Raw genomic sequence first — 12190 nt, 5'->3', positions numbered from 1 at the left:
AGGGGCCTCCTGCGCTGTCCGCGCAGGCATGCGCTCAGCGCAGCGACTTGCCGAACTGGAACGCGCGGATGATCTGCGCGACGCCGAGGATGATCGCCGAGACGCCCAGCAGCAGCCAGAGCACGGCGGCGCCCCACAGCGGTGAGAAGAGCAGCGTGATGCCCGCGATGATGCTGAGCACGGCGAAGATGATGCTCCAGGCCTTCGAGTCGGAGTCTCCGACGAAGGCGAGGGCCACGATGCCCTCGACGAACCAGGCGATGCCGACGAGAATGCCCAGCACGATGCCGAAGGCCGCAGCGGCCGAGCCGAGGTTCGCGAACGCTACGATGCCGATGACGATCATGAACACGGCCAGCAGGATGTCGCCGACCCGCCCCCAGCCCGACTGCAGCTTGCCGAAGATCGAGATCGCGCCATAGACGAGACCGCCGATGATCGTGTAGATCGCGACGATCGCGACGGCGAGCTCGGCGCTGCGCCCTGGCCAGAACGTGATGGCGATACCGGCGAGCAGTGTCAGCACGCCGCTGATGCCGAGTGCGGTGCGAATCGACCCGATGCCCTTCTTGACGAGATCTGAATCGATGCTGTTTGACATGAGGTTCCTCTCAACGTCGCACCAGCCTGCAGCTCGGGAGGTTCCCTGTGCACTCGCCGGCGCGTGATGTCCGACTTCCAGTCTAGGGTCAGTGAAGCCGCTGTCGAAGGCTTGCTTATCAGCTGGTCAATACTTGGGAACCCACCACGCCCCGCCGCCCTCCGTTCCACCACCCGGGACCATCCGACCCCATCACCCTGGACGCGAAAGAAGCAGAGAGAGCCTTCACAGCGACGAACGCCAGAGGATGCTGATAGCATGTGTCGTGGCAGAGGACTACCCTGCGCTGTGGACGCGACACCCTGCCAGCGACTACGATCAGTTGGTGACTTCTGATTCTGCCGCTGGTTCTTCGTCTTCTCCCACATCTTCTTCATCTTCTTCTGCACCATCTGCTGACGCGAGCGACGCGTCAGCTGCCATCGACACCGCTGCCGAGCACACGCCGGCAGCTGAGGAGCACACCCCTGTGAACACCCCTTCCGAACGCCCTGCTGAGTCCGAGTCTGCTGAGCCTGCCACCGAGACCGCTGCACCAGCAGAAAATTCGACTTCCGCAGAGAGCGCTCAGGCCGAGACCAAAGCTGAGACTCAGGCTGAGGCCAAGACCGACGCCGACGAGACGACGGGCAACGCGTTCGCCGATCTCGGGCTGCCCAAGCCGCTGCTCGATGCGCTCGACGCCATCGGCTACGAGACCCCCTCTCCGATCCAGTCGGCCACCATTCCGACTCTGCTCGCCGGACGCGACGTCGTCGGCCAGGCCCAGACCGGCACCGGCAAGACCGCGGCCTACGCACTTCCGATGCTGGCATCCGTCGACCCGCAGGTGAACGCGCCCCAGGCGCTGGTGCTCGCGCCGACCCGCGAGCTGGCGCTCCAGGTCTGCGAGGCCGTCGAGCGGTTCGCGCAGAAGATGCCCGGCGTGCGCATTCTGCCGGTCTACGGCGGCCAGGCCTACGGCATGCAGCTCTCAGCGCTGCGCAAGGGCGTGCACATCGTCGTCGGCACCCCGGGACGCATCATGGACCACATGAAGCGCGGCACCCTCGACCTGTCGCAGCTGCGCATGCTCGTGCTCGACGAGGCCGACGAGATGCTGCAGATGGGCTTCGTCGACGACGTCGAGACGATTCTCGCCAGCACCCCCGACACCCGACAGATCGCACTGTTCTCGGCGACCATGCCGCAGCAGATCCGTCGTCTCGCCAAGACGCACCTGCATGACCCGGCAGAGATCACGGTCAAGACCAAGACGCAGACCAACACCAATGTGTCGCAGCGTTTTCTCGTGGTGGCCGGCCGTCAGAAGCTCGACGTGCTCGCACGAGTGCTCGAGGTCGAGGGCAGCGACGGCGTGATCGTGTTCGTGCGCACCCGCGGCGACACAGAGACGGTCAGCGAGCGGCTGCGCGCACGCGGCTTCTCGGCCGCCGCGATCAACGGCGACGTTCCGCAGGCGCAGCGTGAGCGCACCGTCGAGCAGCTCAAGAACGGCCAGATCGACGTGCTCGTCGCCACCGACGTCGCCGCTCGCGGGCTGGACGTCGAACGCATCACACACGTGATCAACTACGACATCCCGAGCGACCCGGAGTCGTACGTGCACCGCATCGGGCGCACCGGGCGCGCCGGGCGCACGGGGGCTGCGATCAGCTTCATCACCCCGCGCGAGCGCCGTCTGCAGGAGCAGATCGAGCGCACCACTCGTCAGAAGATGGACCGCATGTCGCTGCCGAGCGTCGACGAGGTCAACGAGTCGCGGCTGAGCCGCTTCGACGACGGCATCACCGAGGCCCTCGAACGTGAATCTGAGATCAGCGAACTGCGCGATGTGATCGACCACTATGTGCGTCACAACGACGTGCCCGAGGCCGACGTCGCCGCGGCGCTGGCTCTGGTCGCCCAGGGCGATCGACCGCTGCTGCTCGATCCCGAGCGCGATCATCTTGAGGCCGTGCCGCACCGCAACCGCGACGACCGCCAGGGTGGCTACAACAAGGGCGGCTACAACAAGGGCGGTCGCGGAGGCTACCAGGGCGGGCACGACAACCGCGGTGGGTACCGTGGCGATCGCAGCGAGCGTGGCGACCGAAACGGTCGCGGTGATCGCAACGACCGCGGAGGACGCGGAGGCTGGCGCAACGACCGGAACGATCGGAACGACCGCAATGACCGCGGCGGGTACAAGGGGAACCGGCGCGACGGCGACCGTTTCGACAACCGACGTGATGACCGCCAGGACGGCGAGCGGCGCGGAGGTCGCGGCAGCTGGAATCGAGACGACCGACGTGACGGAGGCCGCGGAGGCTGGAACCGTGACGACCGGCATGACGGCGGTCGTCGGGACTGGAACCGTGACAACCGACGTGACAACCGCGACAACGGCGGCCGACATGAGCATCGCGACAACCGCGGCGAGGGCGACTTCAGGCGCGACGGTCACAGCGGGCCCAAGCGTCGCTGGACGGCTGACGACCGCGCCGCCCGCGACAGCCGGGACAACGGCCACGGCGGCAAGGGCAAGAGCTACCGCCCGGCATACAAGAGCGACCGCCGAGACGGGCACAAGGGCGGCCCGAAGGGCGACGGCAACCAGACCTGGTAGCCCGTCAGACCCGCTGATCATGCAGACCCGGTGACGGCTGCCGAACGCCGGGCGGGACTTCTCTACCCGCCCGGCGCGGTACGCTGGCCGCATGACTTCGCACGCATCGCATCCTTCGTCTGATCTGCTCTCACTGCGTCTGCTGCACACCGGGCTTCCCTATGGACTGCCCGACTTCGCCACGATCGGGGAAGACGACTACGAGCCGGCGATCGCCGACGCGCTCGTGCAGCACGACCGCGAGATCGTGCACATCGTCGACAGCGACGAACCTGCGACGTTCGAGAACACGATCGTGGCGCTCGAGCGCAGCGGGCGGGCTCTCGACCGGGTGCTCTCGGTGTTCTTCAACCTGACGAGCACCGACGGCACCCCGGCGCTGCTCGAACTCGAAGAGCGCATCTCGGGCGTGCTCAGCGAGCACTACGACGCGATTTCGCTGAACCCGCGTCTCTTCGAGCGGGTGCAGACGGTCTACGATCAGCGCGACGAGCTGACGTTGGATGCCGAATCGCGCTGGCTGGTCGAGCGCACACATCTCGGGTTCGTGCGTGCGGGTGCGGCGTTGGAGCCAGCGGCGCAACAGCGTCTGCGCGAGATCAACACCGAGCTCTCGACGCTGAGCACGCGCTTCGGCGCGAGGCTGCTCGACGATTCCAATGCACTCGGCGTGGTGTTCGATGACCCGGCCGAGCTCGACGGCCTGAATGCGACGGAGCTGGCCGCGGCATCCGCCGCCGCCGACGAGGCGGGCTACCACGGCAAGCACATGGTGGCCCTCGTGCTGCCGAGCGGGCATCCATGGCTGTCGAAGCTCACGGTGCGTGCGACGCGTGAGCGCATTCTGCGGGCCTCTCTCGAACGCGGCGCGCATGGCGGCCCCAACGACACGCGGGCGATCGCGGTGCGCATCGCTCAGCTCAGGGCACATCGTGCCGAGCTGCTCGGCTATGCGAATCATGCCGAGTACGTGCTCGCCGACGAGACCGCGGGCAGCCTGGAGGCGGCCGACACCCTGCTGCAGCGGCTTGCTCCGGCCGCGATGGCGAACGCCCGGGACGAAGCACGTGAGCTGCAGAAGCTGATCGACGAAGAGGGCGAGAGAGACGAGGCGAACGGTGCCGCCGAGCCCGCGTCTGCCGAGCGAGGCGTGGGGTTCACGCTTCAGCCGTGGGATTGGCCGTACTACACCGAGCTGCGTCGAAAACGAGAGTTCGACATCGACGCCGAGGCCCTGAGCGAGTACTTCGAGGTGGAGCGGGTACTGCGCGACGGCGTGTTCTACGCGGCCGAGCAGCTGTACGGCGTGCATCTCGAAGAGCGGCCCGACCTGCACGGCTATCACCCTGACGTTCGTGTGTTCGAGGTCTCGCGCACGCCCGTCGCTGAAGCCGGCGAGGCTGCGCAGCGCGAGGCGGTCGGCCTCTTCCTGCTCGATCTCTATGCCCGACCGACCAAACGCGGCGGCGCATGGATGAGCTCGTTCGTCGACCAGTCACGACTGCTGGACGAGCGTGCGATCGTGGTGAACGTGCTGAATCTGGTGAAGCCGCCGGCGGGCGAGCCGACGCTGCTGACGCTCGACGAGGTGCACACGCTCTTCCACGAGTTCGGGCACGGGCTGCACGGGCTGCTGAGCGACGTGCGCTACCCGCAGTTCTCGGGCACCAACGTGCCGCGTGACTTCGTCGAGCTGCCGAGCCAGTTCAACGAGACGTGGGCACTGCATCCTGCGGTGCTGCCGCACTACGCGAAGCACGTTCGCACCGGCGAGGTGATTCCGCAGGAGCTGATCGACCGTCTGAAGGCGGCCAGCACGTTCAACCAGGGCTACGAGACCACAGAGTATCTGCAGGCCTCGGTCATCGACTTGGCATGGCACTCGCTGTCGGCCGCTGAGGCGGATGCACTGGTCGAGCCCGCAGCAGAGGCTGACGACGGCGTCGACTCAACGTCAGAAGGCGAGATCGTGGCCCGTTTCGAACAGCAGGCGCTGCTGCAGCGGGGACTGGCTTCGAGCCTCGTGCTGCCTCGCTACCGCACGAGCTTCTTTCAGCACATCTTCTCGGGCGGCTACTCGGCCGGGTACTACTCCTACATCTGGAGCGAGGTGCTCGACGCCGACACCGAAGACTGGTTCAACGAACACGGTGGCCTGTCGAGAGCAGCCGGGGAGCACTACCGCCGGGAGCTGCTCACTCGGGGCGGCAGCCAGGATACGAAGAAGACCTATGTCGAGTTCCGTGGAGCGGATGCCGCAATCGAGCCGCTGCTGAAACGTCGCGGTCTCACTGCGAACGTCGCGGACTGAGGTGTCGCTGATACTGGAGCGCATCTGGCTGCCGTTCAGGAGCCTCGCTTCTCAGCCGCGTTCAGCTCGACTTCAGAGACACGCCCAGAACCCGCTCTAAAACGGCACCGGATCACCGTCATCAGGCAGGTCGGGCGGGTCGAGATCGACCAGGCTCTCGACATCGATGTCTTGAGGCGGCGTCTCGAAGCCCGGACCGTTTCGAATGGGCCCGGTGCACGGCGCGAAGGTCTGGTGGACTGCGCCGGTCGGGCTCGTCCACAGCAGGTCGGCATCGTCATTGACGTGCATCACGCTCCAGCTGGAATGATGCTTCATCACATGATGTCGCCGGCACAGACACGCCAGGTTGCTCGCATCGGTCGGCCCGCCCCACTGCCAGTCGAGCGTGTGATCAATCTCGCAGTTCTGCGCCGGCACAGCACACCCCGGGAATCGGCAGGTCTGGTCACGCTCGCGCACGAACCTTGCGAGCGCTGCCGGCGGCCGATAGACACTGCGCCCGACTTCGAGCACCTGCCCGGTGGCCGGGTCAGTGAGGATGCGGCCCAAGCCATCTGCGGAAGCGGCGAGTTCGAGTGCGGTCACCGGGTCGATCGCACCGTAGCCGCGCAGCTCAGCCGTCGCGCCCGAGCTGATGACGGGGTGGCCGGCGATCTCGTCGATCAGCAGATCGACCGGAACGACCACCTGTACCTGTGCGCGCACGCCCCCGCCCAGCCTCGGCAGGTCGTGGGCTCTGGCAGAGTCTCGAACCGGACTGTCGGAGTCTCGGTTCGCACCGCTGGCATCCCGGCCTGCAGTGCCCAGAGCGACGGAACCGCCTTCGGATGCCTGGGCGCTACAGGTGCCGTGTACCAGCAGGTCGCGCACCACATCGGCGTGCAGCTGCGAGAATGTGCGCCGGTCGACCGTGGGCGCGTCCTGCGTCAGATCGCCCTGCTGCGTCGCCGTGGCCGCCGCATGCAGACCACGGGCGATCGCGCGAGTGCGCTGGTAGGCGGCCACGGCATCTACCGCAGGCAGACGCACGCTCAGCCAGGCCATGCCGTCGCGGTCGGGCTCGATCATCACGAAGCGCTCTTCCCGGGCAGCACGATGACGCTCGGCCATGGTCTCACGCTCGAACGTCTCCGCCAGGCGTCGAGCCAGCTCGCGCAGTCGCGCCGGAGGCATCGGCCGATCGACCATGCGCTGCAACAGCACCTGCTCGATCTCACGGCGCCGGTCTTCATCGAGGCCGCCGAGCTCGGCATTGAACACCTCGGCGTGCTGACGCCCGAGAGCGCCTCGTTGCCAGGCGTCGAGGGTGTCGGGCAGCTGACGCTGCAGGCTCTCGGCCAGATTCATGAGCCGCGATACCGTGCGCTCAGACCAGCCCAGGCGTATACCGATGTCTGCGTAGACTCCGCGCAAGTAGACTCCAGGGTCGACCCGATGCTGCCGCGCCGCATCGACTGACGCAGCGTGCACGGCGACGAGCTCGGCGGCCTGCCTGCCTTCGGCGGCGAAAAGGTCGCGCTGCCCCGAGCACGCAGACTCAACCAGATCGGCAAGTGCCGCTGCGCTGGGAATCTGGCTTCTCGTGTGCATGGTCAGAGTCTGACAGCACCCACCGACATTGCGGCACCACCCGTGCCGAGCCCTGCCCTACACGCCAAAGCCACGCTCAGCCACAGTCGCGGTCAGCCAAAGTCGCGCACACCCAGATCGACGAACACCGTCGCGCAGGGCGCATGGCTGTCGCCTGCGTTGTCGGTCAGCGCGAAGAGCCGCCCGCGAGCATCGACTGTGACGCCCTCGAGCTTCTCCTGCACCTGTCCGCCCGGTTCGCGCAGCCACGGCAGCAGATCGGCCACGAGCCGCTTCGTCACCGGCACGGTGATCGGCACCAGACTGCCGGCGCTGTCGGTCGTCACCTGCCCCGGATGCTCCAGATCGACCGCATAGATGCGTTTCGTGCGCGCACGGTCGCCTTCTTGCTTATCGCGTTCGGCGAGCACCAGCGTGACACGACAGCCGAGGTCGTCGGCGAACCCACCCTCACCGGTGACCATGGCAACCGATATCTCAGAGACTCCGACCCAGTCGTTCTTGCGATCCGACGCCGGGTCGAGGCCGTAGCCGTGCCAGCTCCATGCGGCATCCGACGAACCTCTCTCATCGCTCACGCCACCGTCATCGCCCACGCCGTCGGCGTCATCACCCGCGCCGCATGTGCCGCCCAGCGCAGCATCCACACGAAGGCAGCCGATGCGGATCACGTCGGGGCCGTCGACGCCCACCTCACGAGGCTTCGCCGCCGGGGCTTTCCAGAGCGGCCGCTGAATCACGACGAACAGCCACTCCTGACCACGTGGGTCGGTGAACGCCGTGACCCCCTCGAACCCCCATTTGCCCATGTGACGCGAGACCGCCTCGGGCAGACGCACCGTCGCACGGATGCGCCCCTCGGCATCGACTCTGTGCACGGCGTTGCCCGGCCCGGTCGCGCCCTCGTCGGCCAGCCAGAACCCGCCCTGCGGCCGTGCGAAGACGCCCTCGACGTCAAGATGCGCCGGCGACCCGTCAGCCTGCGTCACGGTCAGCGCCGCGACGGCCTCGACCGGCGTCTTGGTCGCGTCGAGCGTGAACACACGGGTGAGTCCGACCGAGTCGTCGTTCACCGCATAGAGCAGCCCGGGATGCGCCGGGTCGGCCGAGAGACCGCTGAGCGCCGTGCACTCCCCCGCCCTGATCACGCCCTCCTCGACAAGCCCGTCGGCGACGACGGTCGTGACCCGGTGCGGCTCGGCAGCCGGCGGCTGAGAGACCTCTGACGCACCGTCCGCAGCCTGCCCGGATCGCCCAAGCTGCCCGGCCTGCCCCGACTGCCCGGCCTCGATGCTCCCGGACGCCGACCTGCCGTGCAGCGCGACGGCCACCGCATAGCGTCCGTCCACCGGCTGCCGCCCGGCCAGAAACTCGCTGTGCGAGAAGAACCGCGCATCGCTCACCGTGTCGATGCCGCTCGCGACGATATGGCGCCGCTTCACCCCGGCATCGCGCAGCTGCTGCGGCACCACTTCGGCGAACGACCGATCACCCAGCGCATGCAGCGGGTAGCTCTGACCGTTCGGCGACGGCCCCAGCCACACGACCAGCTGAGCAGGGTCGCTGCGGAACCGCCGCTGCATCCACTCGACCGTGCGCTGCCCGCCCAGCTGTTCGACGCTGTGACGACCGAGATGCGTCAGCGCGACCACCTCATGCTCAGGGTCATATGCCACGACCGGCATACAATCGGCGACCGGCAGCAGCAGCGGTGTGCCTGGCAGCCCGGTGGCGAGCGCGTCGCAGGCGATGGGCGCGTCATCCGCGAACCGAGCGCTGATCGTCTCGTGGCGGGTCGCGTCTCGTTCGTCGCCCGCGCCGTCGGCAGTCGCCTCGTCGACCTCGCGATACTCGCAGAAGTCGGATCGATCGTAGGAGATGCGCACGTAGGCCGCGCGCTCGGGGTCGAGACCGGCCTGACGCAGCAGTGCACGTCGGTTTCGCCGTGCCTCAGCCCATGTCTGGGCGTCGTCGCCGTTCGCACCGGGAGCTGCGGCTTTCATGGTGCCGTCACGCACCTCCGAGACGACCAACGTGAGATCGGGATGAAGATCGATGTTCAGCACTCTGCCAGACTACGCTGAGACTCATGCTCCCAGACCAGCCGCCCGAGCTGCTCGCGGCGCGAGTGTCCTCCGGCGACGGCACACGCCTGTATGCGGATGCCACAGCCGGCATCGCCGCCGACCTGCGCTGGCAGCGCGGCGCGTTCGTTCCCGACCACGCGATCGTCATCGACGCCGACTCGCCACGCCAGCGCATCCTCGGATTCGGCGCGGCTCTGACCGACGCTTCGGCCGAGGTGCTCTCGACGATGCCTGCGCCGGACCGCAGCGCGCTGCTGCGCGAGCTGTTCGCCACGCGGGACGCCACCACACGAGACACCACCGCACTGGGGCTCAGCTCGCTGGGGCTCACCACACTGCGTCTCACGATCGGTTCGAGCGACTTCTCGAGCAGCCTCTACAACTACGAGCCTCGGCCCGGTGCGTTCACGCTGCGACACGACGAACGACGCATCGTGCCGCTGCTCGACGAGATCCGCAGCATCCAGCCCGACCTGCGCCTGATCGCATCGCCCTGGTCGGCACCACCGTGGATGAAGACTCGACCCACCATGTTCGGTCGGTTGGGTCCGGGACTCGCCAGGCGCACCGCACGCCCGTGGCTCACCTGGCTCGGCCGGCGCAGCCGGCTTGATCGCCGCCACTTCGGCGACTATGCGAACTACCTCGTGCGCTACTGCGAGCGCATGGCCGAGCTGGGGCATCCCGTCGACCTGCTGACTCTGCAGAACGAGCCCGGTCTTGCACCGGGGTATCCCGGCATGGTGATGAGCGTGCACGATCAGATTCGGCTCATCGCCGACCACCTCGGGCCGGCCCTGGCCGCCTCGTCGGTGCGCACCCGGCTGCTCGCCCACGACCACAACTGGGATGCCACACCCAAGGTGCTGCGACTGCTCGGCGATCCGGCGGCCGGCCGCTTTCTCGACGGCACGGCCTGGCACGGGTACAAAGGCGAACCCGATGCTCAGAGCGTCGTGCACCGTGCGTTCCCCAAGCGCAGCACCCATCTGACCGAGATCACCTCGTTTCGCGATCCGAAGACGCTGCTCGCCCAGCCGATCGCGCACGACCTGCGCTGGCACATGCGGATGATCGCCCTCGGAGCGACGCGCAACTGGGCGGAGTCGATCACTTACTGGAACCTTGCTCTGGACGGCCACGGCGGCCCGTTCCTCGGGCCGGGCGCGGTTCCCGGCCAACGCCACGGCTCGCAGATGGAGGGTGTGGTCGGTGTGATCGCCTCCCGGCAGACGAACCCGGCAGGCAACAGAGAGACGACCGTCCAGCGCAACGTGGGCTACTACAGCCTCGCCCACCTCAGTGCCGTACGGCCCGGGGCGCGATGCCTCACCTCCACCGGGCACGAGACCGGGTACACGCTCAACGCCGCCTTTCAGAACCCCGACGACTCGCTCGTCCTGATCGTCGCCAGCGACGCCCGTGAGCGACGCACGACGACGATCGCCGTCTCGGGCTGGCATGCCGAACTCTCACTCGATCCGGGTGACACGGTCACTATGGTCATCTCTCGTTCACCTCGGGCCATTAGTCTGCAGTGATGTCGAACGATCTGCACCGCGCCGACGGCAACGCGGCCGCAACCGCAACCGCAACGATCCCGCCGACACGAGGTCGCATCCTGCGCTGGGCATCGTGGGATTGGGGCTCCGCAGCGTTCAACGCGGTGACCACGACCTTCGTGTACACCGTCTGGCTGACCAGCACCGCCTTCATCGGCGACCACACGCTCGTCGACCACCGCAACGCTGACAAAGCCGCCGGTCTCACGTCGAGCCCCGCCATCGACCAGGTCGAGGCCATTCTGGCGCAGCACTCCTCCTGGCTCGGTCTGGGCCTGTCTCTGGCCGGGCTGGTCGTCGCCCTGCTCGCGCCGGTGCTCGGGCACCGCTCCGACGAGTCGGGCAATCGCCGCCGCAACCTCGGCATCACGACCTTCGGCACCGTGATCTGCATGATCGCGATGTGGTTCGTGCAGCCCGACCCCGACTGGCTGTTCTTCGGCATCGCGCTGATCGCCGTCGGCAACATCTTCTTCGAGCTGGCCAGTGCCGAGTACAACGCGCTGCTGCCCGGCGTCTCGTCGCCCAAAGACGTGGGCCGGGTGTCGGGCATCGGCTGGGGCATGGGCTACATCGGCGGCATCGTGCTGCTCGCCATCGTGCTGGTCGGTTTCATCAACCCGGAGGTCGGCTGGTTCGGCGTCGGCGACGAGAACGGCACCCGCTACCGCGCCGTCGCGCTGCTCGCCGCGCTGTGGTTCGCCGTCTTCGCCCTGCCCACGCTGCTGCAGAGAGACGGGCTGCCCGAGCCGGCCCGCGCATCCGGCACGCACACCTCGTTCTTCGGCGTCTACCGCGAGCTCGGCCGCACCATCGCACGACTCTGGCGCAGCGCGCGCAGCACTCTCGTCTTTCTCATCGCAAGCGCCGTCTACCGCGACGGCCTCGCCGGGGTCTTCACCTTCGGCGGCGTGCTCGCGGCCGGCACCTTCGGCTTCTCGAGCAGCGAGGTCATCGTCTTCGCGATCGCCGCGAATGTGGTCTCTGGCATCGCCACGATGCTGCTGGGAATGGTCGAAGACCGCGTCGGGCCCCGCGTGCTGATCACAGTCTCGCTGATCGGCATGATCGCCGCGGCGCTGCTCACACTGCTGACCTCGGGCGGCGGCAAGACCTTCTTCTGGATCTTCGGCATGCTGATGTGCGTGTTCGTGGGGCCGGTGCAGTCGGCGTCGCGCTCGTTCCTCACCTCGATCACCCCGGCTGGGCGCCACGGCGAGATCTTCGGGCTCTACGCCACCACCGGCCGCGCGGTGAGCTTTCTGGCACCGGCCGCGTTCAGTGTGACCGTCGCACTGCTCGGTGCGCAGATCTGGGGTATCTTGGGCATCGCGGCAGTGCTGCTGGTCGGGCTCGTGCTCTTCACCAGGGTGCACGTCGCGCGCTGACCACGACCGTATGAACGTCCCCGCGGCCACGTGCCACCGG

The 12190-nt window shown here is 67.7% G+C and carries 7 protein-coding genes; 4 read left to right on the top strand and 3 right to left on the bottom strand.

All coding sequences use genetic code 11. From position 1 onward, the window contains the following. Positions 1 to 34: 34 nt before the first annotated feature. Entirely contained in the window at positions 35 to 601 is a 567-nt protein-coding gene (locus tag F8O09_RS08040; RefSeq protein WP_158054801.1) for an HdeD family acid-resistance protein, read from the bottom strand. Positions 602 to 1070: 469 nt separating this feature from the next. On the opposite strand from F8O09_RS08040, the gene F8O09_RS08035 reads away from it, so the two are divergent. Both F8O09_RS08035 and F8O09_RS08030 read left to right on the top strand, forming a co-directional pair. After that, on the top strand, positions 1071 to 3209 hold the full coding sequence (locus F8O09_RS08035) for a DEAD/DEAH box helicase (RefSeq protein WP_412973585.1): 2139 nt from the start codon (positions 1071 to 1073) through the stop codon (positions 3207 to 3209). 91 nt (positions 3210 to 3300) lie between these two features. Next, positions 3301 to 5520 (top strand): M3 family metallopeptidase, encoded by a 2220-nt coding sequence (locus F8O09_RS08030; protein WP_158054799.1) that lies wholly within the window; start codon positions 3301 to 3303, stop codon positions 5518 to 5520. A 96-nt stretch (positions 5521 to 5616) separates the two neighbouring features. Here the strand turns inward: F8O09_RS08030 and F8O09_RS08025 are convergent, their stop codons facing one another. Further along, on the bottom strand, positions 5617 to 7113 hold the full coding sequence (locus tag F8O09_RS08025; RefSeq protein ID WP_158054797.1) for an HNH endonuclease signature motif containing protein: 1497 nt from the start codon (positions 7111 to 7113) through the stop codon (positions 5617 to 5619). A 92-nt stretch (positions 7114 to 7205) separates the two neighbouring features. Further along, on the bottom strand, positions 7206 to 9179 hold the full coding sequence (locus F8O09_RS08020; RefSeq protein ID WP_158054795.1) for an esterase-like activity of phytase family protein: 1974 nt from the start codon (positions 9177 to 9179) through the stop codon (positions 7206 to 7208). 23 nt (positions 9180 to 9202) lie between these two features. Between F8O09_RS08020 and F8O09_RS08015 the strand changes: the two genes are divergently transcribed. After that, a complete protein-coding gene (locus F8O09_RS08015; protein ID WP_158054793.1) occupies positions 9203 to 10741 on the top strand; it encodes a glycoside hydrolase family 30 protein in 1539 nt (512 codons plus the stop codon). Beyond that, entirely contained in the window at positions 10741 to 12150 is a 1410-nt protein-coding gene (locus F8O09_RS08010; RefSeq protein ID WP_158054791.1) for an MFS transporter, read from the top strand. The genes F8O09_RS08015 and F8O09_RS08010 overlap by 1 nt, the downstream gene beginning before the upstream one ends. Positions 12151 to 12190 lie beyond the last annotated feature (40 nt).

The sequence above is a fragment of the Pseudoclavibacter sp. CFCC 11306 genome (genome assembly GCF_008831235.1).
GTDB lineage: Bacteria > Actinomycetota > Actinomycetes > Actinomycetales > Microbacteriaceae > Pseudoclavibacter_A.
This window is presented reverse-complemented; position numbering and strand designations above follow the sequence as displayed.

Coding starts and splice junctions, on each gene's coding strand:
- F8O09_RS08025 (WP_158054797.1), bottom strand. CDS start 7,113: ATGCACACGAGAAGCCAGATTCCCAGCGCAGCGGCACTTGCCGATCTG.
- F8O09_RS08040 (WP_158054801.1), bottom strand. CDS start 601: ATGTCAAACAGCATCGATTCAGATCTCGTCAAGAAGGGCATCGGGTCG.
- F8O09_RS08015 (WP_158054793.1), top strand. CDS start 9,203: ATGCTCCCAGACCAGCCGCCCGAGCTGCTCGCGGCGCGAGTGTCCTCC.
- F8O09_RS08030 (WP_158054799.1), top strand. CDS start 3,301: ATGACTTCGCACGCATCGCATCCTTCGTCTGATCTGCTCTCACTGCGT.
- F8O09_RS08010 (WP_158054791.1), top strand. CDS start 10,741: ATGTCGAACGATCTGCACCGCGCCGACGGCAACGCGGCCGCAACCGCA.